Source organism: Marinitoga sp. 1155 (assembly GCF_001021175.1).
Lineage (GTDB): Bacteria > Thermotogota > Thermotogae > Petrotogales > Petrotogaceae > Marinitoga.
The window spans coordinates 44,908-62,922 of sequence record NZ_AZAX01000011.1; the positions used below are offsets into that span (position 1 = coordinate 44,908).

Annotated in this window: 15 protein-coding genes; 12 read left to right on the forward strand and 3 right to left on the reverse strand. The window is 27.6% G+C overall.

Annotated features, from left to right (window positions below; genetic code table 11):
- Positions 1–2: 2 nt before the first annotated feature.
- The 5 genes from X274_RS04415 to X274_RS04435 are packed head-to-tail and all read left to right on the forward strand — an operon-like array spanning position 3 to position 5,992.
- On the forward strand, positions 3–302 hold the full coding sequence (locus tag X274_RS04415) for a YggT family protein (protein ID WP_047265601.1): 300 nt from the start codon (positions 3–5) through the stop codon (positions 300–302).
- Between the two features lie 6 nt (positions 303–308).
- Complete coding sequence (locus X274_RS04420; RefSeq protein WP_047265602.1) at positions 309–1,136, forward strand: NAD(+)/NADH kinase; 828 nt, start codon at positions 309–311, stop codon at positions 1,134–1,136.
- The gene (locus X274_RS04425) at positions 1,133–1,858 is read left to right on the forward strand and encodes a phosphate signaling complex PhoU family protein (protein ID WP_047265603.1); all 726 of its coding nucleotides are present in this window, start codon (positions 1,133–1,135) and stop codon (positions 1,856–1,858) included. The genes X274_RS04420 and X274_RS04425 overlap by 4 nt, the downstream gene beginning before the upstream one ends.
- Before the next feature lie 3 nt (positions 1,859–1,861).
- Positions 1,862–5,311: a YjgP/YjgQ family permease gene (locus tag X274_RS04430; protein WP_047265604.1), complete on the forward strand. Its 3,450-nt coding sequence runs from the start codon at positions 1,862–1,864 to the stop codon at positions 5,309–5,311.
- A 15-nt stretch (positions 5,312–5,326) separates the two neighbouring features.
- The gene (locus X274_RS04435) at positions 5,327–5,992 is read left to right on the forward strand and encodes a uracil-DNA glycosylase (RefSeq protein ID WP_047265605.1); all 666 of its coding nucleotides are present in this window, start codon (positions 5,327–5,329) and stop codon (positions 5,990–5,992) included.
- Positions 5,993–6,064: 72 nt separating this feature from the next.
- Here the strand turns inward: X274_RS04435 and X274_RS04440 are convergent, their stop codons facing one another.
- The gene (locus X274_RS04440; protein WP_047265606.1) at positions 6,065–6,439 is read right to left on the reverse strand and encodes a Rid family detoxifying hydrolase; all 375 of its coding nucleotides are present in this window, start codon (positions 6,437–6,439) and stop codon (positions 6,065–6,067) included.
- A gap of 246 nt (positions 6,440–6,685) precedes the next feature.
- On the opposite strand from X274_RS04440, the gene X274_RS04445 reads away from it, so the two are divergent.
- The 5 genes from X274_RS04445 to X274_RS04465 all read left to right on the forward strand — a co-directional run bounded on the left by X274_RS04445 (position 6,686) and on the right by X274_RS04465 (position 12,406).
- Positions 6,686–7,966 carry an ABC transporter substrate-binding protein gene (locus X274_RS04445; RefSeq protein WP_047265607.1) on the forward strand — a complete coding sequence of 427 codons (1,281 nt, stop codon included), beginning with the start codon at positions 6,686–6,688 and terminating at the stop codon, positions 7,964–7,966.
- 79 nt (positions 7,967–8,045) lie between these two features.
- The gene (locus X274_RS04450) at positions 8,046–8,912 is read left to right on the forward strand and encodes a carbohydrate ABC transporter permease (protein WP_047265608.1); all 867 of its coding nucleotides are present in this window, start codon (positions 8,046–8,048) and stop codon (positions 8,910–8,912) included.
- Complete coding sequence (locus X274_RS04455; RefSeq protein WP_047265609.1) at positions 8,906–9,877, forward strand: carbohydrate ABC transporter permease; 972 nt, start codon at positions 8,906–8,908, stop codon at positions 9,875–9,877. Before X274_RS04450 ends, X274_RS04455 begins: the two co-directional genes overlap by 7 nt.
- A gap of 24 nt (positions 9,878–9,901) precedes the next feature.
- Positions 9,902–10,708, forward strand: coding sequence for a MurR/RpiR family transcriptional regulator (locus tag X274_RS04460; protein WP_047265610.1), 807 nt, complete (start codon positions 9,902–9,904; stop codon positions 10,706–10,708).
- A 15-nt stretch (positions 10,709–10,723) separates the two neighbouring features.
- A complete protein-coding gene (locus tag X274_RS04465; RefSeq protein ID WP_047265611.1) occupies positions 10,724–12,406 on the forward strand; it encodes an alpha-amylase family glycosyl hydrolase in 1,683 nt (560 codons plus the stop codon).
- 37 nt (positions 12,407–12,443) lie between these two features.
- Here X274_RS04465 and X274_RS04470 read toward each other — a convergent pair whose 3' ends face one another.
- The gene (locus tag X274_RS04470) at positions 12,444–13,853 is read right to left on the reverse strand and encodes a basic amino acid/polyamine antiporter (protein ID WP_047265612.1); all 1,410 of its coding nucleotides are present in this window, start codon (positions 13,851–13,853) and stop codon (positions 12,444–12,446) included.
- A gap of 32 nt (positions 13,854–13,885) precedes the next feature.
- Positions 13,886–15,091 (reverse strand): arginine deiminase, encoded by a 1,206-nt coding sequence (gene arcA / locus X274_RS04475; RefSeq protein WP_047265613.1) that lies wholly within the window; start codon positions 15,089–15,091, stop codon positions 13,886–13,888.
- A 307-nt stretch (positions 15,092–15,398) separates the two neighbouring features.
- Between arcA and X274_RS04480 the strand changes: the two genes are divergently transcribed.
- Positions 15,399–17,129: a CehA/McbA family metallohydrolase gene (locus X274_RS04480; RefSeq protein ID WP_052913174.1), complete on the forward strand. Its 1,731-nt coding sequence runs from the start codon at positions 15,399–15,401 to the stop codon at positions 17,127–17,129.
- Between the two features lie 177 nt (positions 17,130–17,306).
- A complete protein-coding gene (locus X274_RS04485) occupies positions 17,307–18,008 on the forward strand; it encodes a hypothetical protein (RefSeq protein WP_047265614.1) in 702 nt (233 codons plus the stop codon).
- The last annotated feature ends 7 nt before the right edge of the window (positions 18,009–18,015 follow it).

The window sequence follows — 18,015 nt, forward strand, 5'->3', positions numbered from 1 at the left end:
CTTTGTTCATATTTGGCAATCTATTTTATGCATTAGCTGTTGTTTTAAGAATAGTTATAAACTTTTTTGAAATTTCAATAATTATCTCAGCATTATTTAGCTTTATATCATTTAATTATCATCATCCTATAAGGCAATTTTTTGATTCAATGTCAGAAATTATAGAAAGACCTATTAGAAGATATTTAAATCTAACCTTTGGAATGTTTGATTTTACTCCGTTTGCTGCCATATTATTGCTAATTTTATTAGACAATTTCTTGGTCACAACATTATTTGATCTTGCCAGAATATTGAGGTGATATTTTGTGAAATCTATTCTATTTTTTAATCCATTAAAAGCTCGAAAAGATGATATTCAAGAACAATTCTTTGATATATTTCATAATAATGATATTGAAATCTTAAAAATTATGCCTGCTGGCTCTGCATTAGCTGATAATTCTTTATATCAACAGGCTGATATATTTATTGTTTTAGGTGGAGATGGAACAGTATTGAGAGTAGCAGAGCTATCGGCAGAAAATTCAGTACCTATTATTGGTATTAATTTAGGTACATTAGGATTTTTAACAGCCTATGATAGTACAGAAATAGAACAGGCTGCTAAAGATATATCTTCTAATAATTTACACTATTCAGATAGATATTTGCTGGAATGTTATGTTGGTGGAAAAAAACTTATATCTTTAAACGATATTACAATTCAAAAAAGTCAACCAATTGGAACTGTTGACATTGAAATACTGATAAAAGGAGAAAGTGTTTTAAACTATTCTGGAGATGGTGTGATTTTATCAACTCCAACTGGTTCTACAGGTTATGCTTTATCTATGGGAGGACCTATTATAGAACCAACATTAAACCTGATAACCATAAATCCACTTGCTTCCCATTCATTAAATATTCGACCTCTGGTAATTTCTCCAGATAATTATATTGAAATTATTATACATCATATTGATGCTGGAAATGCTTATGTTACTGTCGACGGCGATATTGTGCACAGAATAGAAGCCGGTATGGCTGTTGTTGTTTCTTCATCAGAAAAAAAAGTAACTCTTGCCCAAAAAAATGATTATTCTTTTTTTAAGGTATTAAATAATAAATTGGGTTTTGGAAGGAGAATTATATGATAGAATTATTATCTGAAAAAACTCAAAAAGAAGTTATTTCTTTTCACAATGAAATATTAAAAATGGGAAGACTTGTTCAAGGAATGTTTTTAAAATTCAAAGATGCATTTTTTGAAAAAAATGCATCCCTATCTGAAGAGATAATCAAACAGGATATGAGAGTTGATTTCATCGAGGCACGCCTTGAATATAAATCAATGGAAATATTAGCAATAAATAATTTATATGGAACTTACTTTAAAGTTGTTTTTTTAGGAAATAAGATAATTGGAATTCTCGAAAGCATGGCTGATTTATGCGAAATTATGGCTAAAAATAATCTGGATTTGTTATCCTACCCAAATTCTATAAATCCTTATCAATTTGAAGATTTATTCGATATATCACAAAATATGTTAGGTGAATCTTTAAAATTATTTTCCAATATCGTTGAAAACAAGAACACTCATATTACAAGAGAATCTATTGAATTAGCTAAAATGATTTGTAAAACAGATACAGAAGTTGATGCTCTATATAATGCATTTAAGAGAAACCTTATGGGGAAGGTACGAAAAGACAATTTTAGATCTATTATGGCTAATATAGAAATATTATCAAATTTAGAAAAGTTTTCTGACTTAACAACAAATATTGCAGAATATTCAATATTTATTCTTACTGGAGATAGGTACAAATGCAGTAAAGAAGGGTTTGATATTTTTTATTCTTTGGGGGAATAATTTATGATAAAATTAATAAAATATATATCAAAAGAATTTACATCCCCTTTCTTTATGGGATTAATTGGATTCATTATTTTTGTAAGTGTTGAATTACTTTATCAACTTTCAGATATAATCGTTAGAAATAAAGTTGGAATTGATAAACTTTTTATCTTAATTGCATATCATATACCTTACTTTTTGGTTATGGGTATTCCTGTTGGAATACTTTTTTCTATATTCTGGGTATTATCAAGACTTTCAAATGATAATGAAATAATTGCTTTACAATCATTGGGGATACCTTCAAAAAGAATTGTTATTCCTTTTCTTTTTTTGGCTTCTATCCTATCAATTATAACTTTTTCACTTTATGATACAATTGTTCCAAAATCAAATATGAAAGCAAAAGAAGCCATTTCAAAATATGTATATAAAAACGTTGAAGCAAATATTGAAATGAATAAATTTGTTGAAGTGGAAAAAAACAAAAAATATCTTTATGTTAGAAAAATTGACAAAGATTCAGGAACATTATACGGGCTTTTATTATATGAAATAGATTATGCTAAAACTACAGTATTCCATGCAGAAAAAGCATTTAAAGATAAAGATAAATGGTATATGGAAAATGGAAGAATTTTCAGACTCACAGATGATGGATTGCTAAAACTGGATATTACATTTAAAAAATTGGAATTAGACATATCAAAAAACGTTGAAGAATATCTCAGATTTTCAAAAAGCCCTAATGATATGACAACTAATGAATTAAAACATAAAATTGAAATTACTCAAAAATTAGGTGGCGATGCTTCTGCATTGATAGTTGGATATCAAGAAAAATTTTCTAATTCAATTGCGCCAATTGTTATAGCTCTGTTAGGTGTAGCTCTTTCGCTTTTTATAAATCTTAAAAGCAAATCCTGGAGTGTAATATCCACATTTGTTCTTGTTGTTTTTTATCAAGGTTCAGGTGCCTGGCTAAGCGCATTAGGAAAAGAGAAAATATTAAATCCTTATCTTGCGCCATGGCTGCCAAATATATTTTTTGGTATTGTTGGTATTACGTTATTTATACTTTTAGACACAAGGGTTGCATATAAATTGATAGAACCTTTAAAAAGGATTTTTGGAACAATAATAATATTAATATTTTTAAGTTCATATGGATTTTCAGAAAAAGTATATATAGACTCATCTAATATTAGCATTGAAGGAACGAGAATTACCTTTGAAGGTAGTACCACAATAAATTACAAAGATTCTATAATAAAAGCTGAAAAAGGATATGGCATATTAAGTGATGAGAATAAAATAATAAAAGCCAATTTATATGGAAAAGTTATATATATATATGATAAAAAAACAATTGAAGCTTCTGCAATGACTGTTAATTTTGAAAGTAAAGATGTTGTATTAAATAATACCTATTCCATAGAATCATTTAAAAATAAAAAAAAGAAAAATGTTAAAATAAGGGTTTGGTCAGAACTCTCTGAAAAAAAAACGGATGAAAACGTTATTTTCTCAAAAAAAGTTAAAATCACAACCTGTAAAGAATGTGTAACTTATTATTTTAAAGCCTCTCATGTAACAATATATCCTGAACAATTTTTAGTTGCCAGGGATGTAACTTTAGAATTTTTTGGAATTCCTGTCTTTTATTTTCCATTTTATTTCCAGAGTTTATCTGGAGAAAAAGAAGCTCCTTTTATTGCTGCTTTTGCTTTTAAAGAAGATACTGTGAATATTTCTATAAAGATAAACCATACATTTCAAAATGGTTCAGAACTCTCTTTTTCACAGGAATATGCAAGAAATGTTAAGAAAAATACAATTTCGCAAAGCCTCAGTTATAATTATAAAATACCTTTTGTTTTAGGAACATTAGCTATATCAAATAGTATTAAAAATAATGCCTTTTCGGATCTTAATTTTACTTTATCCAACAAATTAAAAAAACTTGATTTTTCAGCTATATTATCTCATAATTTTTTGTATAACTCCGATAAATTATCTATCAATTTCAAGAATATTGAAACTAATTTAGGAAAATTCTCAATTTCATCGTCTTTATCATGGAAAAATAGAGAAATATCAAATATTAATTTTTTAAATCTCACAACTCCTTCCTTATCAAAAAAATATAAAAAAACTTTTTTTAAATTAAACACAACAAAAATAAAAATCACAGGTCCCGCTACCAAAATATTTGAAGCATGGAAAGAAAAAAACGTTTCAATAAACACATCCTTTGATTCAAAAATATACCAGAAAAATAAAAAAAACACAATAAAAATTACTTATTCTAGCTATTTCCAAAAAGATATATTGAAAAACTATAACATATATATAAAAAACGATATCACAGATAAATATAAACCTTTGCAATATAATAAAGGTCTTTTTTATTTTGACAGTACAATAACCCCAGAATTAAAGTTTGCATTTAAAAATAAATATCCAAATAATATATATAATTATTTCTCCTATGGCATAAAATCAAACTTTAAATCCAAACTTTTTATATTTCAATACGGTATTTCAGATTATCAATATTATAGAGTTTTAGTAAACGAGCCAAAGTGGGTATCAAACCCAGCAACTCACACAAATAAGCTTACAGATTTTATGGGAATAGAATTTAAACTAAATTTTTTTAAAACAAAAAATTATTTTGATTTAAGATATAATAGAACTTTTGATTTTATGCAAAAAAATCCTGAAGATCAATTTTTAAATCATTTTTTTACAACAAAATATACTTTTAAATATGAGTATATTAATATCGAAAACAATACTAAAACTTCACTTGAAAAAGAATCATTTGAGTTCATAAATACAAATTTTAATGGATATATTAAAGTATCTTTATTAAAACACTACTATCAATTTAGTTATAATCATAAAGATATTGAAAATCCTATAATCATGATAAAAAATAAAGATGAATTAACATTTGGCAAAAATAAAATCCAGATAAATTATGATTATTATTTTAAAAAAGAAACCTTTAAAGAAACTATACCGGAAATAAAAACAAAATATTTATTATATGATTCATATGGTGGAAAATACGAAGGAAACATAAATTTCTTTAATCAATACAAAAATATACATTATGATTTAAAATACAAATCAAACAAGGCCGAAAAATCACTTACTATAAATCTTGATTATGATATTGAAAATGAATATTTAAAAACAGGTATAGGATATGACACATCATCAAAATATAATTGGGCAAAAATATCTTTCATTTATGATATTAAAAATAATGTCTGGAACTTTACCCAATTTGAAATAAACAAACGAATAATATGTTGGTCAATCTATTTTAAAGGAGATGTAAAAATGCTTCCACAGTTTTCTTTAAAAAGTTTTGAATTAAAATTTTTTATTACAGATATACCAGAAAAATCTTTTGGATATACAGAAGAAAAAGGTGTAGACATAAACATTTTCTAAGGTGGTGGTGTACTTATGATAAAATCAGAAAACTTAGAATTAATAAATGAAAGAATAAAAAACTGCAATAATTGTTCATTAAGTTTATCAAGAACAAATGTTGTAATTGGTGAAGGAAATGAAAATTCTCCAATTATGCTTATTGGAGAAGGCCCTGGTGCAAATGAAGATCTACAGGGAAGACCTTTTGTTGGAAGAGCTGGAAATTTACTGGATAAATTATTAAAGGATATTGCAAAAGTGCCTAGAGAGCAATTTTATATTACCAACGTTGTAAAATGTCGCCCTCCAAAAAATCGGGTTCCAACAACCGACGAGATGGAAAAATGCAGTCATTTTTTAATCGCCCAAATAGAAGTAATAAAACCTAAAATAATTGTAGCTTTGGGATCAACAGCATTAAATTATTTTTTAAAGCAGGTTGTTCCAATAACAAAACATAGAGGCCGATTTAAAGAATGGTATGGAGGAATATATATTTTTCCAACATTTCACCCCAGTTATTTGCTAAGAAATAGAAGCGAAAAAGAAGGCTCTCCTTTATTTTATGCTAAAATCGATATGCAAGCAATAGGATATATGTATAATCAATTAACTTCAAAAACTAATTTAGATTTAAAAAAACTAATAGAAAAAACCGAAAAAGGCATAATAGCTGCTGAAAACAGAGTAAATAAATAATATTAGTCATAATGCTGCTCAAAAATTTATATACCCGTCATAAAATTAATAGTCAAACGGATATCCGTTTGACTATTCTTCTGCTATAACTTCTATTTCTATATCTGCACCTTTTGGCAAAGCAGCAACCTGAACAGCTGCTCTTGCTGGTTTATGCCCCTCAAAAATTTCAGCATAAACTTCATTAAATTCATTAAACTTCGATAAATCTGTCATATATGCATTCACCTTAACCACTTTATTAAGACTACTTCCAGTTTCTTCCAGAATATTTTTTATATTAGTTAATATAACTCTGGTGGCTTTTTTTATATCTCTCTGTATAAATTCATCAGTCTCTGGAATAATAGGTAATTGACCTGATACAAAAATAAAGCCATTGCTCTTTACAGCAGTAGAATATGGACCAACAGCTTTCGGAGCATTTTTTGGATTTAATAATTCCACTTTAATTCCCCCTTTGATTTAATTTTTCAAAATAATTATACCATAAATTTATTATATACCTTTTTTTATTTTAAAAAATTTAGAAATATTTCATTAATAGACTTTAATCTGCTTAAATTTATTCTTATCATTATTAACCGCTTTTTTTTCGATTGATAAAAAATTTTTTTTATTGTATAATTAAAAAGAAAATTTTCTTTTTAATTATTTTTTTAAAAAAAGAATTCTTCATAAGGGGGTATTGGCATGAAAAAGATTATTGTATTAATGTTAGCCGTATTGTTGGTTACTTCTATTTTTGCAAAAATCACATTCTGGACAACTGAAGTTGAATCAAACAGAATGCAAAGAATCAGAGCTTTAGCAACTATTTTTAAAGCTCAAACGGGTATTGATGTAGAAGTTGTTCCTGTAGAAGAAAATGATTTATTAAAGCAAATACCTATTGCAAAAAATGCAGGAACTTTACCTGATGTATTAGAAGCTGGAATTGAACCAATGATTTTATTGGGGTCTCAAAATTTTCTGGATGAAGATTTATCAACAAAAATCATCAGTGACCTTGGTGATATTTATAATGGTGCTGCAAGATTATTGAGTAATGGAAAAGGAAAATATTATGCAATTCCTTTTACAGCCTGGGTACAGGGAATATGGTATAGGAAAGATATGTTCGATTCACAAGATCTGGGGGATCCTATAACCTGGTATAATATAGCCTTAGCTGCAAAAGTTTTAAACAATCCTAAAAAAGGAGTATATGGTATTATTTTACCTAAAAAAGCAGATGCTTATGCCGAACAGGTATTTACGGAAGTTGCACTGGCAAATGGTGCAAGACCTATTGATGAAAATGGAAATATAACATTTAATACTCCTGAAATGATCGAAGCATTTCGTTTCTACAAAGAATTAGGTAAATATTCAAAACCTGGTTTTACAACAGTTTTAGATGCATTAAAAGGTTATTTAAATGGAGAAACTGCCATGATATTCTATTCAACATATATTATGGATGATATTGCAGTTGAAGAAGTTCAAAAAGGAAGAATAAACAAATTCAATCCACAATTGGTTAAAAATACTGGATTCGCAAATAAGATGATAAATACAAGACCTACATCTTATGGACAGGTTGTTGCTCTTGGAATAACAAAAAATGCAAATAAAGATGAAGTTGAAAAATTTATTAAATTCTTAATGTCAGATAAAAATTATGTTTACTGGGTACATATGGCACCAGGTGGAATGAATCCTACAAGAAAATCTATTGCAGAAAGTGATGCTTTCTTAGATAATCCTGTATTAGAAAGATACGGAAAAGCAAAAATCGCAGAAATTGTTGCTGCACTTGATTCTGTAGAAAGATTTGAATTTATAAATGGAAAAGTTATAACAGATATGAGTAAATTAAGCGCTAATTTCGTTATAGGTAAGGCTATTAATTATATGTTTGCTAATGATTGGACACCACAACAAACTGCAATGTGGGCTCAAAAAGAAGCAGAAAAAGTTCTGGGTAAATAATTTAGTATCATTTAATATTTTAAGTCTTTTTCATAAAAGGGGGAAGTATTCCCCCTTTTTTTAAAAAGGAGGTTCAAAGATGGCGGTTTTATCTTTACGCGAAAAAGATGCGAGATTTGGTTGGAAATTGGTATTGCCAACAGTTATTTTGATTTCTTTATTAATACTATATCCTGTATTTTATAATATATATTTAAGTTTTTTCGAGGTATCTATTTCTGATACTCCAAATAAATTTGTTGGACTGCAAAATTATAAAGAAATATTATTTGACAGTTCATTCTGGAAATCTTTTGGAATTACTATTCTATTTACTTTAACAACCGTTATTGGAAGCATCTTGGTTGGTTTAGGTGTGGCTTTACTTATGAATAGAGAGTTTCCAGGAAGAAATATAGTAAGAGCTTTAATATTATTACCTTATGTTACTCCTTTAATTGCTATAGTCTTTGCATGGAAATATATATTTCTTCCTATAGACGGACCATTAATGCAATTTTTAGCTAATTTCGGAATGAATCCTGGAAATGATTTTGTAAATAATCCCAATAACGCTTTCTGGGTTGTTTCTATTTTTAATATATGGCGTAATTTCCCTTTTGTTTATTTAATGCTTCTTTCAAGATTACAATCTATTCCATCGGACTATTATGAAGCAGCAGAAATTGATGGAGCAAGCGATTGGCAGAAATTCCTTTATATTACATTACCAGAATTATATTTTGTTATCGCTTCTGTTGCTCTATTGAGAGGAATATGGAATTTTTATAAATTTGACGAAGTATATCTTATGTCTAAATTCGCTAATACTTTGCCAATATATATTTACGAAAAAGCCTTTTCTGGTATTCCTGAGCAAGGAGTTGCTGCTGCAATTGCAACTATATTATTTATCATCATGATCTCATTGATTGGTTTATATGTAAAGAAGGTGTTAAAATGGTAAAAAGAAAAAACCTTTTAAAGTTTTTAGGTTTCTGGTTTTCAATAATAATCCTGGTAATTTTTATAACTTATCCCTTTGTCTGGATGGTTTCTGTTTCTTTCAGACATGATACCGATGCGTTTGAACCTGGAATAATCCCAGAAAGACCTACACTAGATACATATGCAATTCTTTTAGGATTTAAAAAATCATTACGGGAAGAATTAAGCAACGAACAACAACAATTACTGGAAATAATTAAAACCCTGCCTAAGGAACAGCAGGAAACTGTTTTAGCTCAAATTGAAGCGCAAAGAAAAAAAGAGTCTTTCCCATTTTTACGTTTTTTTAGAAACAGTTTAGTACTAGCTGGATTAAGTGCTCTGGTGAGCTTAATACTTTCCGTATTTGGCGCCTATGCTTTTAGTAGAATAGACTTTAAAGGTAGAGGAACTATTCAAAGAGGTGTATTGATTGTTTATCTTTTTGGTGGTACAATATTAGCAGTCCCACTTTATCAAATCTTTGTTAAAATAGGTCTAACTTCTTCTGGACTATCATCTGCTTTTGCGTTATTTGTTATATACATTGTTCAAACTATACCGGTTTCTCTGTATATGCTTGGAAATTATTTTAGAACCATTCCCAGATCAATCGAGGAAGCTGCTATTATAGATGGTTCAACAAGAATGGGAGTTATTACAAAAATAATTATTCCTCTATCTTTGCCTGCAATTATTACTGTATATATTTACGCTTTTATGATAGCATGGAATGAATTTTTGTTTGCTTCCATCTTTGTAAGACCATTCCCAGAATTTTATACATTACCTCTGGGATTAAATGAAATTTTCAATTCAGAACACGCCATATGGGCAAAAATGATGGCTGCATCTGTTGTTACTGCAGTTCCAGTAGTGGTAATGTTTATGATGATGGAAAAATATTTGACAGGTGGATTAACCGCAGGGGGCGTAAAAGAGTAAACCCTCAAATCGAGAGGTGATTTTATGATAATTAACAAGATAAAAGGAATATATAATTCTCTGACTAAAAGAGAAAAAAAAGTTGCAGATTATATTATAGAAAGGGCTCCAGATGTTATTCATTACAGCATAACAGAATTAGCCAATTGGTCTGAAGTTAGCGAAACTACCGTATATAGAGTAATAAAAAAATTAGGTTTTACAGGATATCAAAACTTTAAAATTGCACTTGCAAAAGAATTATCAGAGCCATCTATAAACATTAATGATAAAAAAGATTTATTTTCAGAATTCCATAATAAAATCTGTAATAGCTTAAATACTGTATATAAAAATCTAAACAAAACTTTACTTGAAAAAGTGGCTGATAAGATTCTAAACTCAAAAAAATTAATCTTCTTTGCTGTTGGTAGATCATTCCCTGTTGCGCTGGATAGTTCTTTGAAATTTGCTGCTCTTGGTTTAGCTGCAACTGCATATTCTGACCCTCATATGCAGGTTATTGTTGGTGCAAACCTAACCAATAATGACATGGTTATTTCTATCAGTCATTCAGGATATATAAGAGATGTTTTCAAATCCACTCAAATTGCTAAAGATGCTGGAGCTTATACAGTTGCAATAACATCCGGCGTTGCCTCTCCACTAAGCACTGTAGTTCATGATGTTATTTATACAACACCAAGTGATCCTTCAGAAAATGAGTTTACACATGACAGAATTGGAGAAATGTATATCGTTGAATTACTATATAATATAGTTGTTTCAAAAAAATTCAATGATGAACATTTTAATAAATTAAAAAACGTTATAAAACCAAAGAAATTCTAAATCGAGGTGTTTAATATGTCTCAAGAAATTCTAGATAAACTAAAATTTTTGTATCATGATGAAGCTAACGAAATTTATATTAAATTAATGGATTTAATTAAAAAATACAAAATTTCAGATGAAGATATTAATTTAACAGAAAAGGATATTATTTTAATAACTTATGGCGACTCCATACAAAAAAAAGGAGAAAAATCGCTTCAAACCCTCCATAATTTTTTGAACAAACACGTAAAGGGTATTATAAATACAGTTCATATTCTCCCGTTTTTCCCGTATTCTTCCGATGATGGATTTTCTGTAATAGATTACAAAATGGTTAATCCAAATTTGGGTACATGGAAAGATATTGAATCTTTATCTAAAGATTATAATTTAATGTTTGATGCTGTTATAAATCATATTTCTAAAGAAAGTGCATGGTTTAAAGAATATTTAAAAGGAAATCAAAAATACAAAGACTATTTTATTGAACAAACTCCTGTTGAAGAGCTAAAAATTGTAACAAGACCTAGAGCTTTGCCTTTGCTACATATATATGATACAGCTAATGGAAAAAAGCATATATGGACTACATTTAGTGAAGATCAAATCGATCTAAATTATAAGTCAAAAGATGTATTTTTAGAAATTGTTGAAATATTACTCTTTTATGCTAAAAGAGGGGCTAAATTAATAAGATTAGACGCTATAGGATATTTGTGGAAAGAAATCGGAACATCATGTATTCATCTAGAACAAACACATAAAATGATTCAACTATTCAGGGATATTCTCAACCTTACAGCTAAAAATGTAATTTTAATAACAGAGACCAACGTTCCACATAAAGAAAATATTTCGTATTTTGGAAATGGATATAATGAAGCTCAAATGGTTTATAATTTTTCATTACCCCCCCTTGTTTTACACTCTTTTTTATCAAAAAATGCATATTATATTTCCCATTGGGCGGATAAACTGGAAACACCAAGCGATAAAACTACATTTTTTAATTTTTTGGCTTCACATGATGGAATAGGCTTAATGCCAGCAAAAGGTATATTAAAAGATGAAGAAATAGATTACTTGGTAACTCATACTTTAAAAAATAATGGATTAGTCTCATATAAAAGTAATCCCGATGGTTCCAAATCACCATATGAATTAAATATAAATTACTTTGATGCATTATATGAAGAAAGTGAGGATATGGAATTAAATATTAGAAAATTTGTTTCTGCATATGCTATAGCTTCTTCATTGAAAGGTGTTCCTGGAATATACATACATAGTCTATTGGGGTCAAGAAATTACTATGAAGGTGTTAAAATCAGTGGTATAAATAGAAGTATAAATAGAGAAAAACTAAATTTTGATACTCTTGAAAATGAACTGACTGATAAAAAATCATTCAGATATAAAATATTTAACTCCATGAAAAATATGCTGTCAATAAGAATTAATCAAAAAGCGTTTAACCCAAAAGGAAATCAGAAAATTTTGTTTTTAGACAATAGAATTTTTTCTTTCATCAGAGAATATGAAAATGAAAGGATACTTGTCATAACAAATGTATCAAATGAAAAATTCGTTATAAATGTCAAAAATATTTATTCAGAAAAACCAAAAGATTTATTATCAAACAAGTTGATTAATGCTGAATCAGGACATTTAATTATTGAAGTATTACCTTATGAAACATTATGGATAAAATAACTCATATTCAAAAAAACACCCCATAACGGGGTGTTTTTTAAACAGTTAATTTTCCAGTTACAACCAAAATTATAACAACAATAGAAATTATCCACATAATAGAATAAATTATTTTTTGAGTGCCAGTTAAACTCTCTCCTTTTTCGCGTTTTGCTATAGGATAAGCAAATATACCAAATGAGTAAATTACCAATGCTGTAATAATATATATCCACCCAACCGCATATATTACCCATGCTGTATAAATAACCGCAATCCAACCAAAAAATTTATATAATCCACTTTGTTCTTCACTTGCCACTTTAACTCCAAAAATTGCTGAAAATAAATAGGGCAATAATATTGTCGTAGTTGCTATATAAAATATAGTATTATATACATTTTGAAGTGTATCTGACAACAAAGATAACAAGAATATTTGAGTGATTATATTGGTTATAGTTAAGGAAAAAACAGGTGTTGCGTGCTCATTTTGTTCAGCAAATCTTTTTGGAAATACATTATCTTTAACTGAAGCGATATATGGAATTTCAGCAGTCAATAACAACCAGCTTAATAATGCACCAAATACTGAGAATAAGAATCCAAAATCAAGTATATATTGACCAGTTTTACCCATTATTTTACTTAAAACAGTTCCAAGTGGTGATGTTGAATTTACTAATTCAGCTGGAGGAACAACTCCCATTGTAAATACTGAAACAGATATATATATTACTAAAGTAATAAGAAATCCTATTACAGTAGCCTTACCAACATCTTTTTGTGATTTTGCCTTATTGGATAATACAACTGCACCTTCAATCCCAATAAATGCCCATAACATAGTACCAAAACTATTATTTATTTGACTAAATATTGAAGAAGTCTCTCCTGTTGCTGCTAATTTTGTTGAAAAGAATATATCTTTTACAAGGTCAGGATTAAAAGCAAATATTGAAAGTATTGCTACTAAAAACAATGGTATTAATTTTAAAATAGTTAAAATCGCATTTGTAACTCCAGCAGTTCTTATTCCACTTACAATTAAGAAATGATATACCCATAAAATAATACTTGAAAAAATCAAAGCAATAAGTTTATTCTCTTCTAAAATCGGAAAGTATCCACTTAATATTTTCATTATAACAGCAAAAAAAGCTATATTTCCCAGTAATGCTGACCACCAATATCCCCATGCAGAGTTAAATCCTACAAATTCACCAAATTGCTCTTTGGCGTAAGAATAAATTCCACCCTCAAGCTCCGGCTTTTTATAAGACAAAAACTGAAAAACCATAGCAAGCGAAAATACCCCAAAACCAGTTATCAACCAACCAATTAAAATAGCTCCTGGATTTGCCACACTACCTAAATCAGCAGGTGAATTAAAAATTCCAGCTCCAATCATAGAACCAATAACAATCATCGTTAACGCAAATAAACCCAAAACCTTATTTGTTCCCACACCTACACCTCCTATTATTAAAATATTATTGTTTATTTTCCTCTATTCATAGGCATGGACATACATCTTGGCCCTCCACGACCTCTTGATAATTCACTTGAAGGAATTTCTATAACATTAATTCCATTTTCTCTTAATAATGTATTTGTTACATAATTTCTATCATATGCTATTACGACTCCGGGCTTTATGGCTAAAACATTAGAACCATCATTCCATTGCTCTCTTTTAGCAGCAATTTCATCTTCTCCTCCGCATTTTAATATTTTAATTTTCCCATTATTCATGTATTTCTGCAAAATTTCTTCTAATGACATTTTTTCCTCTATAACTTCCAAATCATCTTTTCCTTTTTTTATCACATATACTAATAAACTGGATTCTAATTTTGAATGAGCCAAAAATTTATCATTATCTATCATTGTAAAAATAGTATCGAGATGCATATAAGCTCTTTTTTTAGGAATATTTATTGCAAGTATTGTATCAAAACTCTCATCAGTTTCATAAAAAAGTTTTTTGGCTAATATTTCCACTGCTTCTGGTTCTGTTCTTTGAGAAATACCTATTGCCAAAACCTTATCCGTTAAAACTAAAACATCTCCACCTTCTATAGCAAAATGATAGCTCATATCATAATATACAGGTGTGGATTTAAAATCTCTGTTGTATTTTACAACATACTTCATAAATAAAGATTCTCTTCTTCTTGCCTTTGTCATCATCTTATTTATAACAATACCTTTCCCAACAAAAGCTACTGGATCTCTTTGAAAATAAAGATTTGGAAGAGGCAATAAATAAAATTGCTTATTCATTCTTACTTTTGTGGAAAAATTCTCTTTTCTTAATTTAAATTCATTTATCCTTATTCCACTAACAATTTTATTTATCATTTGTTTCGTATCAAAACTCAACAAATAGTCTTTCAAAGCTTCTAATATGTATTCATTCTTTACTTCGCTCAAAAACAAATATTCATCTACAAATTCTTTTTTTATATTTTCTTCACTTAAAGCTGTTGCCAATAAATCTGTAATATATTCAACATGAACTCCGTTTGTTCTGAGAATTTCTGCAAAATAATCGTGCTCCTGTTGCGCTTTTTTTAAATATGGTATATCCTCAAACAAAAGTTCTTCTAATAAATCTGGCTCCATATTTTCCAATTCAAGTCCTGGTCTGTGTAAAAGTACTCTTTTTAAATCCTTTACTTCAGAATACACATTTATACTCATAATTCTACCCCCTACATTTGAAATTTAAATCCAAATATTATTATACTTTATGTATTAAGAAAATAAAAGTTCCAAATTCCTTGAATTTTTATAAGTATGATAAAATTTTCACGGTTATATAATTTTATTATCAGTATGCGTGAGTATGCTCATTAATGAATTTTTTTCATTATTAAATTTAAACTGTCTAAATTATTTTAATTAAAACAGATTTATAATAAATGTTTCAATAAAACTTTTCTACTATTTTAGAAAGAGCAAAAATATGATATAATGCTATGTTATAATAAAGAAAAGGGGGAGTTTTATGAGAAAAACTTTTTTTGTCTGGATATTTATTTTGGTTTCTATTATAACATTTACTTTTTCCAATAATTTAATTGTATTATTTGGAAATCCTCATTCTCATACGTCTTTTTCAGATGGAGAACCTGGCACCATACCAAGCGATGCTTACGAATATGCAAGAGATATTGCAAACATTGATTTTCTTGCTGTTACTGATCACGCATATTACTTTGAAGCAAAATATAAAGGTAGAAATAAATTTGAAGTTATGAAAGAAATGGCAAATAAAGAAACAACAAATAAATTTACAGCATTGGCCGGTTTTGAATGGACTTCTGGTAGTGGTCATATTAATGTTTTTGAATCTAAAAATTGGACAAGTAGAAATATAAACACTACCACTGAAGATTTTTATAAATGGTTGATTAACGAAAAAGCTTTGGCTCAATTCAATCATCCAATTTCTATGTTTGGAACATTCAAAAATTTCGAATATTATCCAGAAGCAGATTTATATATTAACATGATTGAAGTTGGAAATGGTAGTTGGGCAAAAAACGATACAATAAATGACGAAATGTTTTCTAATTACATCACAGCTTTAAAAATGGGGTGGCATGTTGGAGCTACTGTAGGTCAGGATAATCATAGTGCTAATTGGGGAGCTGCAAATGATTCAAGAACAGCAATCTGGGCAAAATCAAGAAATAAAAAAGATATATTAAATGCTTTTTTTAAAAGAAAAAGTTATGGAACAGAGGATAAAAATGTACAAATATGGCTTGAAACTAGTAAGGCAAAAATGGGCGATGTTTTTTATTATACAAAAAAGCCACAGGAAGTTTCGCTAAATATATATTATACAGATCCTGATAAAGAAAATGTTAAAACTCTTGAAATATATACGCCAAATCACACATATATTTACAATAATTTACCTTCAAATTTCAAAAAAGAAATTAAAATTAATGTTGATTCTGCATATTTCTATGCATTTGCTAAATTTATTCAAGATGATGGAGATAAAATAGTTTCAAGTGCAATATGGTATGAACCACAAGATAGTATTAGAATTTTCTCTACACCTAAAAATATACTTTATAAAAACGCAAAAAATCCTTTTAAATTTTATGTTTACAATATATCAAAAGAATCAAAAGAAGCTCATATAAAAATTTTTATTAATGATAAACTAAACTTTGAAAATACATTAGTAATAAACGGTTATTCAAAAACATTAATAAATTCTATTTTAAACACTCCAAACACAAATAACGTTAATTTGAAGTTATATATTAATAATATATTATGGTATGAAAATGTTATAGAACTAAAAAATAGAATAAAAATTTATTCATCTGGTGTAGAGATTGGATTTTTAAAAGACAAATATTATTTAACAAGTTCTATTGAAAATTCAGAAGTTGTTATAATAAGTTCAAGCTTATTAAAAGATGAAACTTTGTTTAATAAAATCCAGGATTTTGCAAGAAGTAAAAAAGTTGGTATAGTATTAGATGAAATAAATAACACGGTATTAAAATTAATACCTTCGAAATTTGAAGTTACAGATAAAAGTTTTAAAAATCAAAAAATCAATAATTTATATTTCAATGATGGGAAAATAATTTTATATAAAGGAAAAGAGAGAGGATTTATTCTTAATAAAAACTATGTAATATTTACAGGTAATCCTTTTGAAAATACTAAAAATGAATTATTTATAAAAAAACTGCTAAAACTAAAATGAGCTGAAGTATCAGCTCATTTTTTATAATATTTTATCTTTTTCTTTTTTTTATTAAAATGAACTGATTTCTCAGTTCATTTTATTTTACAGGCATATTATACATATAAATTGACAATATATCAAAAAAAATTTTATATCAAAACATTTTTCATATATAATGAAAATGGAGGTGATAACATGAGAGAATACTGGTATCTTTTACCTTTAGTTGGAATCGTTTTTATTTTAATGGCACTTCAAATTACAGAATATAGTATTAACGATTATTCGGTAATACCAGATAAAACCATGGATTTAAAAGATATTAAAGAAATAAAAATTGATGGTTTAAATGTAAATATAAAATTCGATCCTGAAGCCACACAAATATATTATCCATCTAAAATATTAATTAAAAAAAGAGATAAAGAATTAATTTTAAATAGCGGAAGTAGAAACAGATATCTCGAAATAATTATTGGAACTAAATATACATATGAAAATATTGAAATAAACGGATTAAATATAACGGTAAATGGCAATGTAAATAGTAATATTGCAGAAATATCTGGAACTAATATTATACTAAAAAATACATTCATCTTTATTGGAAATACTCTAAATATTGATGGAACAAGTATAAGAATCAATGGAAATATTTTTGCAAAAAATTTAAATGTTGATAGTGTTTCACTGATTCTAGACATAAAGGCTAAAATGCTAAAAAATATAAATCTTGATAGCATATCTATAAGTGGCAATATCTTTTTTCTGGATACATGGAATGATTCTAGAAATATTAAAATAAATTCTATTTCAGAAAATATAACAGTGAAAATGAATAAAAATAATACTGGTAAGATAAATTCAAATAAAAATATTCAAATTATAAAATATTGAGGAGGTG

What these genes read in the sequence shown, in the direction of transcription:
- X274_RS04430 (WP_047265604.1), top strand. Translation starts at nt 1,862, where the DNA reads ATGATAAAATTAATAAAATATATATCAAAAGAATTTACATCCCCTTTC.
- X274_RS04460 (WP_047265610.1), top strand. Translation starts at nt 9,902, where the DNA reads ATGATAATTAACAAGATAAAAGGAATATATAATTCTCTGACTAAAAGA.
- X274_RS04480 (WP_052913174.1), top strand. Translation starts at nt 15,399, where the DNA reads ATGAGAAAAACTTTTTTTGTCTGGATATTTATTTTGGTTTCTATTATA.
- arcA (WP_047265613.1), bottom strand. Translation starts at nt 15,091, where the DNA reads ATGAGTATAAATGTGTATTCTGAAGTAAAGGATTTAAAAAGAGTACTT.
- X274_RS04445 (WP_047265607.1), top strand. Translation starts at nt 6,686, where the DNA reads ATGAAAAAGATTATTGTATTAATGTTAGCCGTATTGTTGGTTACTTCT.
- X274_RS04435 (WP_047265605.1), top strand. Translation starts at nt 5,327, where the DNA reads ATGATAAAATCAGAAAACTTAGAATTAATAAATGAAAGAATAAAAAAC.
- X274_RS04485 (WP_047265614.1), top strand. Translation starts at nt 17,307, where the DNA reads ATGAGAGAATACTGGTATCTTTTACCTTTAGTTGGAATCGTTTTTATT.
- X274_RS04450 (WP_047265608.1), top strand. Translation starts at nt 8,046, where the DNA reads ATGGCGGTTTTATCTTTACGCGAAAAAGATGCGAGATTTGGTTGGAAA.
- X274_RS04425 (WP_047265603.1), top strand. Translation starts at nt 1,133, where the DNA reads ATGATAGAATTATTATCTGAAAAAACTCAAAAAGAAGTTATTTCTTTT.
- X274_RS04455 (WP_047265609.1), top strand. Translation starts at nt 8,906, where the DNA reads ATGGTAAAAAGAAAAAACCTTTTAAAGTTTTTAGGTTTCTGGTTTTCA.
- X274_RS04465 (WP_047265611.1), top strand. Translation starts at nt 10,724, where the DNA reads ATGTCTCAAGAAATTCTAGATAAACTAAAATTTTTGTATCATGATGAA.